This window comes from Geodermatophilus sp. URMC 63 (assembly GCF_053502565.1).
The window spans coordinates 4,018,447-4,034,891 of the sequence record NZ_CP199956.1 but is presented as its reverse complement, the minus strand read 5'-3'; the positions used below and the strand labels follow the sequence as shown (position 1 = coordinate 4,034,891).

Sequence of the window (16,445 nt, the reverse complement as noted above, 5' to 3'; positions counted from 1 at the left end):
CACCCCTCCGATCGATCGCGCAGCCCGGCAGGTCACCGGTCGGTCCAGCCGGACGACCGGTCGTCGCCGTCCTCGGGGACGAGGTGCACCGCTGCCTCCTCGGCGGACGCGGCGCCGGAGTCGATCCCGACGTCGCGCCCGTGCAGTTCGGGCTCCGCGTCGCCCCATGTCCCGGGCGGCTCGAGGAGCCGGCCGGCCCGCGCCCAGCCGACCTCCCGGTCGATCAGCTCGCCGTCGGTGTCGGAGGCGTCCCCCAGCCCGTCGCCGTCGGGCTGCTCCCGCTCCGGGAAGCTCCCTGGACAGCCTCCCGGCGAGGCCCTCGCCGGCGAGCTCCTCCCGCTCCGTCGTCCCCCAGTCGGTGACCGCCCAGGGACGCTCGGCCGGGGACCACCCCGTGTCGAGCACGTCGCCGATGCCGTCGAGGTCCTCGAGGGTGTCCTGCGGCTGCAGGACACCGGACCCCTCCTCCGGATCGGTCCCGTCGGAGCCGAAGAGGAACGGGTTCACGACGACCTCCTCGAGGGCGCGGCACTCGGCACGGGGACGGCGCGGGCACCCCGGCGGGAGGCCGTCCGGCCGTCGCCCGATCCCCCGGCCGGACGACTCTGGCCCGCGACGCCGGGGACGCGCATCGGTCATCCGACTGCCCGTGCGCCCGCGCCGACGCCACGGCGCAACCGCTGGTGGCCGACCCCCGGTGTGAGAGACACTCTCAGCCGGCGGGCGGCCGGGTGTCCGGGTCGGCCGCAGCGGGGATCGAGCAGCGCCGGGCGACGAGCGGACGCGCCGGAGGGGGCCCTGTGCCACAGCAGACGAGATCTCCCCAGGGCGGGGACCTGGCCCTCGTCGGTCGGTCCGCCGAGCTGGCGGCCCTGTCCTCCTTCCTCCGACGGATGTCCGCCGGCGGCGCGGCCCTGGTGCTGACCGGGGAACCGGGCGTCGGCAAGTCCGCTCTGCTGGAGGCCGTGGCGCGGGAGGCGGCGGCGTCCGGGACGACGGTGCTGCGGGCGGCCGGGGTGGAGTTCGAGGCGGGGATGGACTTCGCCGGGCTCCACCAGCTCCTGCTGCCCCTGCTCGGGGACGTCCCGGCGCTCCCCGGGCCCCACCGCGACGTGCTCGCCGTGGCCCTGGGACTGAGCACCGGCCCGCCGCCGCCGGCCCTGCTGGTGTCGGCGGCCACCCTCGGTCTGCTCCGGCACACCGCGACCGGGTGCCCGGTGCTGGTGCAGGTCGACGACCTCCCCTGGCTGGACACGGCCAGCGCCGCGGCGCTGGGCTTCGTCGCCCGCCGCCTGCAGGGGAGCCGGATCGGCGTCGTCGGCGCGGCGCCCACCGGCAGCCGGTGCCTCCTGCTGCAGGCCGGACTCCCCGAGCTGGAGGTGCCGCCCCTGGACGAGCCGTCCGCCGCCGAGCTCCTCGACCGCGGGTTCCCGACGTCGACCGGCCTGCTCCGGCAGCGCGTCATGGCGGCAGCGGCCGGCAACCCGCGCGCCCTGCTCGAGCTGCCGGCCGTCGTGACCGCCGAGCAGCGTGCGGGGGCGGTCGCGCTCCCCCGCCGCCTGCCGCTGAGCACGGCGCTGCGCCGCGACCAGGCCGAGCGGCTGGCGCGGCTGCCCGCGACGACACGGGACCTGCTCCTGCTCGTCGCCCTCGACGTCACCGGCGACCTGGGCACCCTCCGGGCGGCGGCCGGCGACGACGACTGGCTCGACGGCCTCGGACCGGCGGAGCGCGACCGCCTGGTGCTGGTCGACGTGGCACGGAACCACGTGTCGTTCCGGCACCCGCTCATCGGTGCCGCCGTGGTGGAGCTGGCGACCAGCAGTGAGGGGCGCCGGGCGCACCGCGCCCTCGCCGCCGCCCTGGTCGACCACCCGGAGCGGTGCGCCTGGCACCTCGGTCAGTCCGCGGTCGGCCCCGACACCGCCGCCGCGGACCTGCTGGAGACCTCCTCCCACCGGGCGCGCGCCAAGGGGGACGCACCCCGCTCGGTCCGTTCCCTGCTCCAGGCGGCACACCTCACCCCGGCCGGGCCCGACCGCGCCCGGCGCCTGGCCGAGGCGGCGTTCGTGGGCGCCGACACGACCGGCTACCTGCGCACCGTCCCGCCGCTGCTGTCGGAGGCCTCCGCGGCCGACCCCTCGGCCGGCGGGTCCCTGCGGGTCGCCACCGCGGCGGCCCACCACCTGCTGCACGCCGACGGCGACGTCGACACCGCGTCCCTGGTCCTCCTGCGGGCGCTCCACCACCCCGGGTCGGACCGGCCGGACGCCCGCACGCTCGAGGACGCGCTGCACTGCCTCCTGCTCGCCTGCCACGTCGCGGGGCGCGAGGAGCTCTGGGGTGAGTTCGAGCGAGCCCTCGACCGGGTCGGCGCAGGCGCGTCCGACGTGCTGGCCGTCTCCGCCACCGTGTTCGCCGACCCGGCGCGCGCCACACCCGAGGCGCTCGACCGGCTCGACGAGCTCGTGTCGGCGGTCCAGGGTGGGTCCGACCCCGCGCACGTCGTCCGCGTCGCCACGGCGGCCCGCTGGTCCGACCGGCTGGCCGGCTGCCGGCAGGCGCTCCGGCGGGTCGTCGCGGACGGCAGGGCCGGCGGTGCCGTCGCCTCCGCGCTCCAGGCCCTGGTGCTGCTGGCCCACGACGCGCAGCGGGAGGGCCGCTGGGACGAGGCGGCACGGACCGCGCAGGAGGCCACCGCCTGGAGCGAGCGCCTGGGCTACCGGCTCCTGGCGGTGTCCGCGGTCCACTGCGAGGGCCTGGTGGCCGCCGCACGCGGCGACGAGGCGACCGCCGCCGCGTGCGCCGACCGGCTGGAGGCGTGGTCGGCCTCCCGCGGGACCCGGCTCCTCGGCCAGTACGCCGACCACGTGCGCGGGCTGCAGGCCCTGGGACGTGGCGAGTTCGAGGAGGCGTACTGGCACCTCGCGGCCGTCAACGCGCCGGGCGACCTCCGGCCCCACGCGCCGGTGGCGCTCGAGGTGGCCATGGACGTCGTGGAGGCCGCCGTCCGGACGGGACGCAGGTCCGAGGCCGAGCGGCACGTCGCGGCCGTGCAGCGCTCGACGGTCTTCCGGAGCCGTCCGTGGCCGGCCGTGGTGGCGTCCGCCTCGGCGGCCGTCGTGGCGTCGGGCGAGGAGGCCACGGGCCTGTTCGAGGCCGCACTCGCGACGCCCGGCGCGCACCGCCACCCCTTCGAGGAGGCCCGCACCAGGCTCGCGTACGGCGAGCACCTGCGGCGGAGCAGGGCGACGACGGCGGCGCGGCTGCAGCTGACGTCGGCCGCGGAGGCCTTCCGCCGGCTGGGGGCCACGCCCTGGGCGGCCCGGGCCGCCACCGAGCTCGCCGCCACCGGGTGGACCGCCGGGCCCGCGCCGGCCGGTGACCGGCGCTGGGCGCTGACGTCGCAGGAGTACCAGATCGCGATGCTCGCCGCGTCCGGGCTGTCGAACAAGCAGATCGGCAGCCGGATGTTCCTGTCCCCGAGGACCGTGGGCGCCCACCTGTACCGGGTGTTCCCCAAGCTCGGCATCAGCTCCCGCGCCGCGCTGAGGGACGCCCTGAGCGCGGCCCGGGACGGGGTGCCGGCCGGCGCCGGCGTCCCGTCCCGGGCCGGCTGACCGCCTGGCCCGGTTGTTTGACTGATGCGCGCCACCACCGCCGTCGGCGAGGGTCGCACCGAGTCGACACCGTGGAGGGGTCATGTCGGTGGTATCCCGCGGGTTCGGACGCCACGAGGTGCGCCGCGACGAGCGGCTCCCGCCGGGCCAGTACGACGTCGGTGCGTCCTTCCCGGTGCTCTCGGCCGGCCCGACACCGCGGACGCCGCTCGCCTCCTGGGACCTGACCGTCCAGGGCGAGGTGGACGGCGGGCGGCGCTGGACGTGGGAGGAGTTCCGCGCGCTGCCGCGCGAGGCGGTCTCCGTCGACATCCACTGCGTCACGAAGTGGTCGAAGTTCGACACGCGCTGGGAGGGCGTCGCCGTCGACACGCTGCTGGCCGGCGTGCAGACCCCGGTCGAGTACGTCACCGCGTTCTGCGACGGCGGGTACACCACCAACCACCGGCTGGCCGACCTGACCGACGGCCGGGCGTGGGTGGTCGACACCTACGACGGGCAACCCCTCGCGCCCGAGCACGGCGGGCCGGTGCGCCTGCTGGTCCCGCACCTCTACTTCTGGAAGAGCGCGAAGTGGCTCCGCGGTCTCGCGCTGACGCGCGCGAACGAGCCGGGCTTCTGGGAGACCTTCGGATACCACGATCGTGGGGACCCATGGCTCGAGCAGCGGTACAGCGGCGACTGAACTGGCTGGTCGCCACCCTGCTGGACCAGCAGGTGGAGACCGCTCGTGTGCGCCGGCTCCTCTTCGACGTCCCCGACTGGCGGGGGCACCTGCCGGGACAGCACGTCGACCTGCGCCTGACCGCCGAGGACGGCTACACGGCGCAGCGCAGCTACTCCATCGCCTCGCCGCCGGAGGAGCCCCGGCTGCACCTGCTGGTCGAGCGGGTCGACGGGGGCGAGGTCTCGCCGTACCTCACCGGCGAGCTCCGGCCCGGTGACCGCCTCGAGCTGCGGGGACCGATCGGCGGGTACTTCGTCTGGTCCGCCGACACGGACGCGGCGGCGAGCGGCGGGCGCCGTCCGGTGCAGCTCGTCGCCGGGGGCGCCGGTGTGGCGCCGTTCCTCGCGATGCTCGGCCACCACCGCAACGCCGGCAGCACGACACCGGTGCGCCTGCTGTACTCGGCCCGCACGCTCGACGACGTCGTCGCCCGGGACGCCCTCGGCCCCCACACGACGGTCACCCTCACCCGCGGGGCGCCGGCGGGCTGGACGGGACCGACCGGTCGCATCGACCGGGGGATGCTGCAGGAGCGGACCTCCCCTCCCTCGGAGCGGCCGCGGGTCTTCGTCTGCGGGCCCACGTACTTCGTGGAGGACATCGCCGCGGCACTGGTCGACCTGGGACACGAGCCGTCGGACATCAGGCTGGAGCGCTTCGGGGCGTCCGGGGATCCGTCCTAGCCGTACCCGGCCCCCCGGCGCGGCGCGTGCGGCGGTGTCGACCGGTGCTGGACGGTTCGGTCGGCGGCTCACGACGAGAGGTAGCGGATCACCGCCAGCACCCGGCGGTGGTCGTCGTCGCTGGGCGCCAGGCCGAGCTCGTCGTAGATGTGCGACGTGTGCTGCACGACCGCCCGCTCGGTGATCGACAGGGTCCGGGCGATCGCGGCGTTGGTCCGGCCCTCGGACATCAGGGCCAGCACCTGCCGCTGCCGAGGGGTCAGCCGGTCGAGCGCCTCGCGGTGCCCCCGGGCGCGGGCGACCACGAGGCTCACCACCTCGGGGTCGAGGACGGTGCCGCCGGCAGCGATGCGGCGGAGGTCGTCGGTGAACGTGTCGACGTCGGCGATCCGCTGCTTGAGGAGGTACCCGACCCCCGACGGGCGATCGCCCAGCAGCTCGACGGCGTAGGCGCGCTGGAGGTGCTGCGACAGCACGAGGACGGCGATCCCGGGGTGCTGCCGGCGGATCTCGATCGCCGCCCGCAGGCCCGCGTCCCCGTGGTCGGGCGGCATCCGGATGTCGGTGACGACGACGTCGGGGAGGTGGTCCCCCGCGCTGCGGACCAGCTCGCGTGCGTCGCCGACCGCGGCGACGACGTCGAACCCGGCCGCCTGCACCATGTGCACGAGCCCGGTCCGCAACAGCGCCTCGTCCTCGCCGATCACGACCCGCACGGCAGCTCCACCCGCAGACGCGTGCCCCTGCCGGCCGGGCTCTCGAGGGTGAACCGGCCGCCGAGGGCGTCGACCCGGTCGGCGAGGCCGTGCAGCCCGACGCCACCCTCCGGGGTCGCCCCGCCGACGCCGTCGTCGGTCACGCCGATGAGGAGCCGTGTCGGCTCGCGCGCGAGCGTCACGGTCAGCGTGTCGGCCGCGGCGTGCTTGACGGCGTTGGTCAGCGCCTCCGCGACGACGAAGTACGCCGTGCGCTCGACCGTCGCCGGCAGGCGCCCGTCGCCGCCGACCAGCACCAGCCGGGTCGGCAGCGGCACGCGGTCGGCCAGGTCCTCGATCGCCGCGGTGAGACCCCGCTCGATGAGGGCGGCCGGCATCACGGCGTGGGCGATCTCCCGCAGGTGCCGGGCGGCACCGTCGATGCCGATCCGCAGGCGCGTCGCCGCGGCGGGCAGGTCGGCCGGCCCGTCGACGCGGGCCAGCTGCTGCGCTTCCACCGCCAGCAGGACGAGCTCCACCTGCAGACCGTCGTGCAGGTCCTGCGCGATGTGCTGCCGCGCCCGGTCGCCGGCCTCGACGAGGCGGGCGCGCGACTGCTGCAGGTCGGCGTGGCTGGCCCGCAGTTCAGCGGTCAGCCGGTCGTGGTCGATGGCGAGGGCGGCCACCTGACCCGCCCCGCGGGCCAGCTCGGTGTCGTCGACGGCCGTCGTGTCGTAGACGATGGCGCCGATCCGTCTCGACCCGAGCTCGATGTCGACCAGGTCGCGGTGCTCCCCCAGCGCCGACACGTCGACCGCGGTGCCGTCGCCGTCCACGAGGGCGCGTCCGTCGCGGGACGCGTAGACGACCTGCAGCGACGGGTCCCCGAGCGCACGGCCGAGGGCGTCGGCGAGCAGGCCCGGGGTGGCTGCGGACGACGCCAGCCAGGCGCTGAGCTCCTGGACCTCGGCGGTCCTCGCGAAGCCGCCGCGCAGCACCGCCGCCGTGAAGGCCACGGGCACCCCGGCCAGCAGGACGATCTGCAGCCCGACGACCTGTACGGCCGACAGACCGGCGGAGGGCCCCAGGAGCGGACCGAGCGGCGTCGCCAGGACGGCCAGGATGCCGTAGGCGTACAGCGGCAGCAGCACCCTCCGCTGGCCGCGCGTCGCGGTGCGCAGCCGGCCGGCGAGCACACCGGCGGTGACCAGCATGACGGCCATCCCCGCGCCCCGCTGGAGCCAGGTGCCGGCGAGGGAGAGGTCCACCCGGTGGGCGACGGAGAGCATGCCGCCGGGGCTGGCACCCCGGTCGAAGAGGTACCCCGGGACCTGCAGGACGAGCGACACCACGAAGCCCCCCACCACCGTCAGGCGGGAGGTGCGCGAGCGCAGCCGGCCGGACGGGAAGGCGTGCAGCAGCCACACGACCACGGCGAGCGGGCTGGTGGCGAGCACGACACCGACCGCCACCAGGGCTGGTGTCCCGGTGTTGGCGAGCGCGACCACGAACCACGTCAGGGCGCCGAGGACCATGATCGGGCCGGTCCGGTTGCTCGGCCGGCGACGCCACGCCTCCAGGCCCGCGGCGAGGTGGACGAGCCCCCCGGCCGGGAACGACGCGAGCAGCCACCACGGGGCGGCGCCCTGCTCGGCGAACAGGGCGATCTCGACGCCGGCGACGACGACACCGAGGGCGCCGATCAGCGCGAGGCTCACCATCAGCGCCCGCGCCAGCGGTGATCGCACGCCTCCCCGATGCGGCACCGGGGCAGCATGGCACCGGCGACACGCGATCGGTGCAGGTCGCGGCGGCGACGACTCCCGCCGGACCCTGTACCCAGGTCCAGGGTGGCGGGCCACCCCGGTCCCTTGCCCGGCGGTTCCGGCGCCGCCAGGGTCGGCGCCATGTCCCGCAGAGCGGCCGCCGTCCCGTTGCTCGTGTCGACCGTCGTCCTGACGGCGTTCACCTCGTCGCCCGCGGACGCGTCGACCGTGGACGCGTCCCCGGGGAGCGCCACGGCGTCGGAGGTGCCGGCGTACGCCGCGGCGGTCCAGCCCGAGCTCGACCGGCTGATGAGGGACATGGCGGTCACCGGCGCGGTCGTCCTGGTGCGGTCCCCCGAGCTCGGCGACTGGGTCACCGCCATGGGCACCCGGACCTGGCACGGCACGGAGCCGGTCACGCCGGCCGACCACGTCCGGGTCGGCAGCAACACCAAGACCTGGACCGCCACGGTGGTCCTGCAGCTGGTCGACGAGGGCAGGATCGGCCTCGACGACCCGGTGTCGCGGTACCGCCCGGACGTGCCCAACGGGGAGGACATCACCATCGCCCAGCTGCTGGACATGACCAGCGGGCTGGCCAACTACACGACCGACCTGGAACTGAACGAGCAGCTCGACAGCGACCCCGGCCGGGTGTGGGACCCGGAGGAGCTGCTGGCGATCGGCCTCGCCGAGCCGCCCGCCTTCCCCCCGGGTGAGGGGTTCCTGTACTCCAACACCAACTACGTGCTGCTGGGCCTGATCATCGAGCAGCTCACCGGGGTCCCGGTGGAGCAGGCCTTCCAGGACCGCCTCTTCGACCCCCTCGGGCTGGACGAGACCTCCTTCCCGGCCGTGACCGACGCGTCGATCCCCGAGCCGCACCCGCAGACGTACACGTTCGGCACGAACGTGGAGACCATCGACAGCCTGGTGCTCCCACCGGAGGTCCAGGCCGCGGCCAGCGCCGGCACCCTGGAGCCGATGGACGTCACCGACCTCAACCCCTCGTGGGGCTGGACCGCGGGCGCCGGGATCTCCACCGCGGAGGACCTCGCCGACTACGTGGAGGACCTGGTCGACGGGTGCCTGCTCAGCCCGCAGCTGCAGCAGCAGCGGATCGACAGCGTCCGGCCGGTGGACCCGGACGACCCGGCCAGCCCCGGCTACGGACTCGGCCTGGCCCGCTTCGGGCCCGTGTACGGACACTCCGGTGAACTGCCCGGGACCAACTCCTTCATGGGCCACGACCCCGTCACGGGCACCACCGTCGTCACCTGGGCCGCCACCGCCCCCGCGCCCGACGGCGAGGGCCCGGCCGTCGAGCTCGCCCGAGCGGTGATCGACGAGCTCTACGCCGACTGACCGGCACCCCTGGCGGACCGGGCCGGCACGACCGGGCCCGGCTCCGGGGACACCATCCCGTTCCCTCTCCGGAGGAGCTGCTCGCCATGCGCCGATGGATGCGCCCCGCCGCCCTGGCCCTCGCCCTGCTCGCCGGCGCGGCGACGACCGGCGTCACGGCCACCCCCGTCTCCGCGGCCGGACCCGCCTCTCCCCCGGCCGCGGCCCTCGACCCGGACCTCGCCGCACGGGTCGACGACCTCGCGCAGGCCGCGTTGACCGGCGGCGTCACCGGTGCGGTGGTCGGCATCTCCGACCCGGTCCGCGGGAGCTACCTGCAGGCCTACGGGACCGCGGACGCCGCGGGGACCCCGATGACCCCCGACGTCCACTACCGCATCGCCAGCGTGAGCAAGACCCTCACCGCGCAGGCCGTGCTGCAGCTCGCCGACCAGGGGAGGCTGTCCCTCGACGACCGCCTCGACGAGTACGTGCCCGACATCCCCCACGGGGACGAGATCACCGTCCGGGATCTCCTGGGCATGCGCGGCGGCGTGTACGACTTCGTCGCGGACGAGGACTTCCTGGCGCGGTACGCCGCCGATCCGCTGCTGCCGGGGTGGTCCCCCTATGACGCCCTCGAGATCATCCGCGCGCACGCCGACGAGACCACCCCGCCAGGCTCGGCGACCGTGTACTCCAACTCGGAGTACGTGCTGCTCGGGCTGGTCCTCGAGCGGGTCACCGGCCGCTCGGCACGGCAGTGCACCACCTCGGTGATCGAGGACCTCGGCCTCCCGGAGACGTCGTACCCCACGACCGCGGCCCTGCCGGAGCCGTTCGCGCACGGCTACGTGAACACCGACAGCGAGCTGGCACCGGCGGACCCGGCCGCCGACGGGCCCCGGGACGTCACGCTCAGCAACCCCGACGTCCCGTTCACCGCCGGTGCGGTCGTCTCCACCGTACCGGACATGGTCCGCTACGCCGAGCAGCTGGCGACCGGGGCCGGCCTCGCCCCGGAGACCGCCCGGCTGCGCCAGGAGTGGACCCCGCTCACCTCGACCGGCACCCGGGTGCAGTACGGCCTCGGCGTCCTCCGGCTCGGCGACTGGGTCGGCCACAACGGCTCGGTCTTCGGCTACAGCGACATGGTGTTCCACCTGCCCGAGCAGGGGGTGAGCGTGGTGGTGATGGTCAACGCGGGCGACGGCGAGGCCGTCCCCGCGACCGGCCTGTGGGGCGGGATCGTCACGCTGCTGTACCCGGGCAGCCTGCCGACCTGGTGACTCCCACGGCGGTGCGGTCCACCCCGACGGCACCGTCGCGGTCGCGGCCGACCGACGGGTTCGGGGGCCCCGGGGGCACCTGCTGACCCCCTCCCGCGACCCGAGCCGGCCGCCACGGGGCCCGGTCCCGTGGCGGACGCCGTCCTCGAGGGTGCTGCACGCGGCGTCACGACGCCGCGCGCAGCACCCCGACCAGGTCGTCGTCGGTGAGCCGCACCGGGTTCCCCCGCATGCTGCTGGAGCGCGCCGCCTTCGCCGCCACCTCGGCGTGCTGCGCCGGCTCGAGACCGACGGCTCCCAGCGGCGGCACGTCCAGCGCGGCCACCGTCTCGCGCAGCCAGGCCACCCCCTCCTCGACGGTGGCGTCGTCCCGCCCGGTCAGCAGCCGGGCGACCTCGGCGTGGCGGCGCAGCGCGGGTGAGTCCGGCTCGCGCGCCCGCAGCGCCCGGACGTTCGCCTCGACCACGGGCGCCAGCAGCGCGGCGCACACCGCGCCGTGCGGTGCGTCCACCGTGCCACCGACGACACCGGCGAGGCCGTGGACCGCGCCCAGCTTCGCGTTGGCCAGCGCGATGCCGCCGAACAGGCTGCACAGCGCCATGTCCTCGCGCGCGCTCCGGTCCTCGCCGCGCTCGTAGGCGGCCCGCAGCGCCCGCGCACCCCGCCGCAGCCCGGCCGCGGCGACGGCGTCGGTCGCCGGGTTGGCCTGCGGCGAGACGTAGGGCTCCAGGCACTGGGTGAGCGCGTCCAGCCCACTGCTGGTGGTGACCTCCGGCGGGCAGGTCAGCGTCAGCAGCGGGTCGACCAGGGCGACCGCCGCCAGCAGGTGCGGGCTGCGGATGCTCGCCTTGACGCCGTGCTCCGGGGCGGCGAGCACCGCGTTGGCGGTCACCTCCGTACCGGTGCCCGCCGTGGTGGGCACCGCGACGCAGGGCAGCGCCGGCCGTGCGACGGGCACCCCGCGGCCGACGACCTCCAGGTGGTCCAGCGGGTCGGTGCCGTTGCCGAGCAGCACGGCGACGGCCTTGCCGGTGTCCAGCACGCTCCCGCCGCCGATCGCGACGACCACGTCGACGCCGGCCTCCCGCGCCTGGCGGGTCGCCGTCCGCACCTCGTCGACCGTCGGCTCGCCCGGGACCGACACGACGGCGACCGGGTCGACCCCGCCCAGGAGGGCCCGGTGGCGGGAGGGGTCCCTCCCGGCGCAGAGCAGCACCCGCCGCCCGAGAGGAGGCAGCAGGTCCGCGAGGTCGTCGGCGCGCCCCGGGCCGAACAGCACCCGCCGCGGGACGACGAGGTCGAACCCGCTCACCAGACCTCCCCGGGACGACGTGCGGCGAGCCTAGGCCGTGCGCCGCCGGGGGCCGTGCGCGTCCAGCCAGTCCACCATCGCCGAGCGGGTGGCACCCGACAGCCGGTGCCAGTCGGCCAGCGGCACCCGCGGCACGCCGGCGGCCCGGCAGGCGGCGGCCACCGCGCCGGCCGGCGCCTCGGGGTCCCAGGCCGGGTCCAGCACGACGGCGGGACGGTCCGCCAGCGTGGCGAGCAGGTCGGCCAGCGTGTACCCCGGCCGGGCCCGCAGCAGCGGTTCGCCGCAGCTCGGGGCGGCCAGCACCGCACCGGCCGGCGGCACGTCGCCCAGAGCGGCCAGGTGCAGCGCCACCAGCGCCCCGGTGCCGTAGGCGGCGACCCAGGGCCGGTCGTGCCCGGTGGCCGCCGCGGCCACGGCGGCCACCGCGGCCGCGTCGGCGGCCATCCGGCCCAGCGGCGAGGAGCCCGGTCCGGGGCGCTCACCGTGCCGCGAGCCGCTGCCGACCGCGTCGTGGCAGGCGACCGCCCAGCCGGCCGCGGCCAGCAGCGCCGGCAGCGGCTCGGCCTGCTCGTACCCCGCGCGCCACCCGGTCGCCGCGCACGGCGGCCCGAGCCAGAGCACCAGGCCCCGGCCGGCACCCCCGTCGTCCGGGTGCAGCAGCGTGACCGCCACCCCGTCCGGCGTCCGCAGGCCCTCCCCTCCGGCCGGCAGGCCGCCGACGACGGGCCCGAGAGCGGCGCGGACGGCGGCCCGCAGCTCCGCACCGCGGACCGGCTGCACCCCCGGGCGCACGCGGTCGGCGGGCCACGGCACCGGGGACGGCGCCACCGGCGCGCGCCCGCGGCGGCGGGGCGGGCCGCCGAGCACCGACTGCGCCCAGTCGAGCTGGGCCGCCACGGCCGACTCGTCGGCCCGGTGCCCGCCCGGGCGCAGCGCCAGCTCCAGGGCGTCGGGCCGGCCGAGCAGGGTGAAGGCGTCGCGCGCGGCGTCGACCGCCGCGCGGGCGGCGGGGACGCGCTCGACCGGGTCCTCGACCGCCACCGAGACCAGGACCGGCCGCGGCGCGGCCAGCGCGAGCAGCTCGTGGGCGTCGGTGGGCAGCCGGTGCTCGCGCCCGGCGAACCAGCGCAGCCCGGGGTGGTACCAGCCCGGGTAGTGCCGGGTCAGCAGCTCCACCCCCTCGCCGAAGTGCCGGTCGGTGCACAGCCGGGCGGGGATGGCGCCGAGCACACCGCTGGAACTGGACACGACGCCGGCGAACCGGTCGTCGAACGCAGCGGCCAGCAGCGCGGTCTTGCCGTTGCGGCTGTGCCCGCCGACCAGCACCCGGCGGGCGTCCACCCCGGGCTGGTCGGACAGGGCGTCGAGGACCCGGGACAGCGCCCACGCCCGCCAGGCCAGCCGGCCGGCGACCACCGAGGGGAACGCCCGCTCGACGGCCTCGGTGTCGTCGTCGCCGTCGGCGGCCGACACCAGGCAGGCGCCCCACCCGCGGGCCAGCGCCGCCTCCGCCCAGGTCCCGTGGCCGGACTGCAGCAGGTAGACGGGGACGTCGCGGTGCACGCCGGGCGCGGGCACCGGCAGCAGCAGGCGCGCCCGCACCGGCCGGCCCGCGCCGACGACGAGCTCGCGGACCGCCACGCCGTCGGCCGTGCGCACCCGCTCGACGCGAGCGGCCGTGCGGCGCGGGGCGGGCGGGAGGTCACCGGTCAGCCACCGGCGCCAGCGGGCGCGCAGCACCGCGCGCCGGGCCGGCCACCCCGCGGCTCCGGACACGCCCTCCACCGGCGACCACAGACCGGTGCGCGCCGGGAGCCGGGCGAAGTCCGGCGCCAGGCCGCCGCCGGCCGCGAGCCACGCCTCGAACGGCTCGCTCGGCGGCAGCACCCCGGTCAGCTCGGCGGTGTACCGCCGACGACGGACCGCGGCCGAGCGTCCGTCCGGCAGCACCTGCGTCATGCGAGCGCACGCTAGGGCCGGCACGTGTCCGCGGGGGTGTTCCGCGTGTTGCGTCCGTGCTGCGGCGGACGGGTGGTTCGGCCGGCCCCCTCCGCGGGCAGAGGAGCCCCCGTGCGCGTGCTGCTGGTGATCACCGACGAGGACTGGTACGAGGACGCCGGCTACGCGGCCGCCTGGGTGCGGGCGCTGGAGGAGCAGGGCGCGGAGGTCGAGCGGCTGGCCCGGGTGCCGGCCGACTGGCCGGTCAGCGGCCCGCCACCGGGCCGCTACGACCTGGCGATCGCGCACGTGCTGGTCGAGGAGGTGGTCGCCTACGCGCCGACCTTCGCCCTCGCCGTCCTGCTCGAGGCGGCCGGCGTGCCCCTGCTCAACCCGGTCACCTCGCTGGTCGCCTCCGCCGACAAGCTCGTGACCCACGCCGTGTGGGCCGCGGCCGGCGTGCCCCAGCCGGCCGCGTGGGACCTGGCCCGGGTCCGCGAGTGGCCGGTGCCCGGCCGGCAGATGGTGCTCAAGCCCTCGCTCGGCGACGGCGCCCGGTACATCGAGCTGGTCGGCGACCTCGACGCCGCCCGCCGGGTCGAGGAGTCCTGGCGGGCCGACGAGGCGGCCGGCGGCCACCGGCGCGGCACGTCGCTGCTGCAGGAGTGGATCGCCGAGCCGGCGTGCGCGCGCGTCTTCGCCACGCCCACCAGCACCTCCCTGGTGTACGAGAAGTCCCGGGAGCAGGGGGCGCTGGTCACCCACGGGACGGTGTACCCGCGGGTGTACGAGGCGCCACCGGAGTTGGCGCAGCTGGCCTCGCGGATGGTCGCCGCGCTGGGCGGCGGGCTGATGGGCGTCGACGTGCTCGTCGAGCCCGACGGCCGGCTGCTCGCGCTGGAGGCCAACGCGCCCTTCGGCTTCGACGTCACCGATCCCGAGCAGGGGCGGTGGGTGGCGCGCGCCGCCCTCGACGTCGCGCAGCGCGCTGCCGTGCGGCGAGCGGCTGCGTGAGCCCCGGGGCGGGCCTCGACGAGGCGCTGCTGCCCGACGGCGGCGACCGGCCGCACGCGGCGGCGGCGCTGGCCGCCGTCCGCGCGTACGGGCCCGGTGCGCTGGCCGCGGACGTCGCCCGCGCGGCGGCCGGGCTGGACCTGCAGCACGGGCCGGCCGAGGAGTCGCACCTCTTCCACGTCGACCCGGTGCCGCGGGTGCTCGAGCGGTCGGAGTGGGAGGGGGTGGCCGCCGGGCTGGACCAGCGGCTGCGGGCGCTGGAGGCGCTCGTCGCCGACGCGCACGGCCCGCGCGAGGCGGTCCGCGCCGGCGTCGTCCCCGCCGAGGTGCTCGACACCAACCGCCACCTGACCCCCGGCCTGCCGCCGCCGAAGCGCTGGATCGGTATGGCCGGCCCCGACCTCGTCCGCGACGCCGACGGTCGGCTCGTCGTCCTGGAGGACAACGTGCGGACCCCGACGCTGCTGGCCTACGCCCTGGCCGCGCGGGACCTGGTGGCGCCTCGGCTGGGCGTGCAGCCCGGCCCGGCGCCGGTGCACGAGGCGGCCGGGACGGCCGTGCGGCGGATGCTCGCCGACGCGACCGACGTCGCCGACCCCGTCGTGGCCGTGCTCGGGGACGGGCCGCGCAGCGCGGTGGCCTGGGAGATCGACCGGCTCGCGGAGATGGCCGGCGCGCCGGTCGTGCTCCCGGAGCAGCTGGCCGTCCGCGGCGCGGACCTGCTGCTGCCCGACGGGCGCCGGGTGGACCTGCTCTGGCGGCGCACCAGCGAGGAGCGGCTGACCGGCGACGACGGCCGGCCCGACGAACTGGGCGAACTGCTGCTGGATCCCCTGCGGGCCGGCACGGTGACCGTGGTGAACGCCTTCGGCACCGGCGTCGCCGACGACAAGCGCACCTTCCCCTACGTCGAGGACCTGGTCCGCTTCTTCCTCGGCGAGGAGCCGCGGCTGCGCTCGCAGCCGGCCTACGACCTCGGCGACCCCGCGCAGTGCCGGGCCGCCCTCGACCGGCTGCCCGAGCTGGTGCTCAAGCCGCGGTCCGGCTCGGGCGGCCACGGGGTGCTCATCGGCCCTCGTGCGGACGCCGGGCAGCTCGAGCGCGCCCGCGCCGCCGTCCTGGCCGCGCCCGGGGAGTGGATCGCCCAGGAGCCGGTGGCGCTGTCGACCCACCCCACCGTCGTCGACGGCGCGCTCGTGCCCCGGCACGTGGACTACCGGCCGTACGCCTTCTGCACCGACGACGGGACCGTCGTGCTGCCCGGCGGCTTCACCCGGGTGTCGCTGACCGAGGGCGAGCTGGTGGTCAACGCCTCGCAGGGCGGCGGCGGCAAGGACACGTGGGTGGTCGGCTGAGGAGGACGGCGCTCCCGCACGACCCCGCCGGCGGGCACGTCGGCTACGTCGGCGTCTCCCACGACGTCTCGCTGCCGGGCGAGGCGCTGTTCTTCTCCGGCGTGCACCTGTACCGCGGCCCGGCCCCGGTGCGCCGGTTCCTGCCCGAGCTGATCGACCTGATCTGGCGGCGCGAGATCGACCCCGGGAAGGTCGTCGACCTCGAGCTCCCGCTGGAGCAGGCCGCCGAGGGGTACCGGGCGATGGACGAGCGCCGCGCGATCAAGGCGCTGCTGCGCCCCTGACCGTCCCGGTTCCCGAGAGGAGCACTCCCGTGCAGATCACCCGCAGCTCGATCGACACCGCCAAGGGCCCGGCCGACTGGTTCACCGGCGACGTCTGGATCGACGTCGTCGCCGCCGCGCCCGCGCCGTCCCGGGTCACCGCCAACCTCGTCCACTTCACGCCCGGCGCCCGCACCCACTGGCACCGCCACCCGCTGGGCCAGACCGTCTTCGTCACCGAGGGCGTCGGCCTGTGCCAGCGCCGCGGCGGCCCCGTCGAGGTCATCCGCCCCGGCGACCGCGTCCTGTTCGAGGCCGACGAGGAGCACTGGCACGGCGCGCCCCGAACCGGCTCATGGTCCACCTGGCCATCAACGAGGCCGACGCCGAGCGCGCCGTCGTCCACTGGCTGACCCCGTGACCGACGAGGAGTACGCGG

The 16,445-nt window shown here is 76.9% G+C and carries 14 protein-coding genes; 9 read left to right on the top strand and 5 right to left on the bottom strand.

Features of this window, described 5'->3' with window-relative positions; translation table 11 throughout:
* Positions 1 to 32: 32 nt before the first annotated feature.
* Complete coding sequence (locus ACWIZO_RS19660; RefSeq protein ID WP_448639328.1) at positions 33 to 455, bottom strand: DUF5709 domain-containing protein; 423 nt, start codon at positions 453 to 455, stop codon at positions 33 to 35.
* Positions 456 to 800: 345 nt separating this feature from the next.
* On the opposite strand from ACWIZO_RS19660, the gene ACWIZO_RS19655 reads away from it, so the two are divergent.
* From ACWIZO_RS19655 to ACWIZO_RS19645, 3 genes are all read left to right on the top strand, one after another.
* Positions 801 to 3,620, top strand: coding sequence for an AAA family ATPase (locus ACWIZO_RS19655; RefSeq protein ID WP_448639327.1), 2,820 nt, complete (start codon positions 801 to 803; stop codon positions 3,618 to 3,620).
* Positions 3,621 to 3,702: 82 nt separating this feature from the next.
* Positions 3,703 to 4,305 carry a molybdopterin-dependent oxidoreductase gene (locus tag ACWIZO_RS19650; RefSeq protein WP_448639326.1) on the top strand — a complete coding sequence of 201 codons (603 nt, stop codon included), beginning with the start codon at positions 3,703 to 3,705 and terminating at the stop codon, positions 4,303 to 4,305.
* Complete coding sequence (locus tag ACWIZO_RS19645) at positions 4,275 to 5,030, top strand: ferredoxin reductase (RefSeq protein WP_448639325.1); 756 nt, start codon at positions 4,275 to 4,277, stop codon at positions 5,028 to 5,030. Before ACWIZO_RS19650 ends, ACWIZO_RS19645 begins: the two co-directional genes overlap by 31 nt.
* Positions 5,031 to 5,098: 68 nt before the next feature.
* Here ACWIZO_RS19645 and ACWIZO_RS19640 read toward each other — a convergent pair whose 3' ends face one another.
* Complete coding sequence (locus ACWIZO_RS19640; RefSeq protein ID WP_448639324.1) at positions 5,099 to 5,746, bottom strand: response regulator transcription factor; 648 nt, start codon at positions 5,744 to 5,746, stop codon at positions 5,099 to 5,101.
* Positions 5,734 to 7,473, bottom strand: a complete 1,740-nt coding sequence (locus ACWIZO_RS19635) for a sensor histidine kinase (RefSeq protein WP_448639323.1) — start codon at positions 7,471 to 7,473, stop codon at positions 5,734 to 5,736. Before ACWIZO_RS19635 ends, ACWIZO_RS19640 begins: the two co-directional genes overlap by 13 nt.
* 159 nt (positions 7,474 to 7,632) lie before the next feature.
* Here ACWIZO_RS19635 and ACWIZO_RS19630 point away from each other — a divergent pair, with 159 nt between their 5' ends.
* Complete coding sequence (locus tag ACWIZO_RS19630; RefSeq protein ID WP_448639322.1) at positions 7,633 to 8,856, top strand: serine hydrolase domain-containing protein; 1,224 nt, start codon at positions 7,633 to 7,635, stop codon at positions 8,854 to 8,856.
* Positions 8,857 to 8,942: 86 nt separating this feature from the next.
* Positions 8,943 to 10,124, top strand: coding sequence for a serine hydrolase domain-containing protein (locus tag ACWIZO_RS19625; protein WP_448639321.1), 1,182 nt, complete (start codon positions 8,943 to 8,945; stop codon positions 10,122 to 10,124).
* A gap of 166 nt (positions 10,125 to 10,290) precedes the next feature.
* On the opposite strand, the gene ACWIZO_RS19620 is transcribed toward ACWIZO_RS19625, so the two are convergent.
* Positions 10,291 to 11,436 carry an iron-containing alcohol dehydrogenase gene (locus ACWIZO_RS19620; RefSeq protein WP_448639320.1) on the bottom strand — a complete coding sequence of 382 codons (1,146 nt, stop codon included), beginning with the start codon at positions 11,434 to 11,436 and terminating at the stop codon, positions 10,291 to 10,293.
* Between the two features lie 30 nt (positions 11,437 to 11,466).
* On the bottom strand, positions 11,467 to 13,395 hold the full coding sequence (locus ACWIZO_RS19615; RefSeq protein ID WP_448639319.1) for a glucuronyl esterase domain-containing protein: 1,929 nt from the start codon (positions 13,393 to 13,395) through the stop codon (positions 11,467 to 11,469).
* A gap of 111 nt (positions 13,396 to 13,506) precedes the next feature.
* On the opposite strand from ACWIZO_RS19615, the gene ACWIZO_RS19610 reads away from it, so the two are divergent.
* Genes ACWIZO_RS19610 through ACWIZO_RS19595 form a run of 4 tightly spaced genes read left to right on the top strand, consistent with a single transcriptional unit; the run spans position 13,507 to position 16,419 of the window.
* Positions 13,507 to 14,388 (top strand): ATP-grasp domain-containing protein, encoded by an 882-nt coding sequence (locus tag ACWIZO_RS19610; protein ID WP_446760445.1) that lies wholly within the window; start codon positions 13,507 to 13,509, stop codon positions 14,386 to 14,388.
* The gene (locus ACWIZO_RS19605; protein WP_448639318.1) at positions 14,385 to 15,743 is read left to right on the top strand and encodes a circularly permuted type 2 ATP-grasp protein; all 1,359 of its coding nucleotides are present in this window, start codon (positions 14,385 to 14,387) and stop codon (positions 15,741 to 15,743) included. The genes ACWIZO_RS19610 and ACWIZO_RS19605 overlap by 4 nt, the downstream gene beginning before the upstream one ends.
* Positions 15,728 to 16,027: a hypothetical protein gene (locus tag ACWIZO_RS19600; RefSeq protein ID WP_448639317.1), complete on the top strand. Its 300-nt coding sequence runs from the start codon at positions 15,728 to 15,730 to the stop codon at positions 16,025 to 16,027. The genes ACWIZO_RS19605 and ACWIZO_RS19600 overlap by 16 nt, the downstream gene beginning before the upstream one ends.
* A 29-nt stretch (positions 16,028 to 16,056) precedes the next feature.
* Complete coding sequence (locus ACWIZO_RS19595; protein ID WP_448639316.1) at positions 16,057 to 16,419, top strand: cupin domain-containing protein; 363 nt, start codon at positions 16,057 to 16,059, stop codon at positions 16,417 to 16,419.
* Positions 16,420 to 16,445 lie beyond the last annotated feature (26 nt).

Excerpts from the sequence above, each read along its gene's own strand:
- ACWIZO_RS19615 (WP_448639319.1), bottom strand. The coding sequence starts at position 13,395 with ATGACGCAGGTGCTGCCGGACGGACGCTCGGCCGCGGTCCGTCGTCGG.
- ACWIZO_RS19650 (WP_448639326.1), top strand. The coding sequence starts at position 3,703 with ATGTCGGTGGTATCCCGCGGGTTCGGACGCCACGAGGTGCGCCGCGAC.
- ACWIZO_RS19630 (WP_448639322.1), top strand. The coding sequence starts at position 7,633 with ATGTCCCGCAGAGCGGCCGCCGTCCCGTTGCTCGTGTCGACCGTCGTC.
- ACWIZO_RS19625 (WP_448639321.1), top strand. The coding sequence starts at position 8,943 with ATGCGCCGATGGATGCGCCCCGCCGCCCTGGCCCTCGCCCTGCTCGCC.
- ACWIZO_RS19645 (WP_448639325.1), top strand. The coding sequence starts at position 4,275 with ATGGCTCGAGCAGCGGTACAGCGGCGACTGAACTGGCTGGTCGCCACC.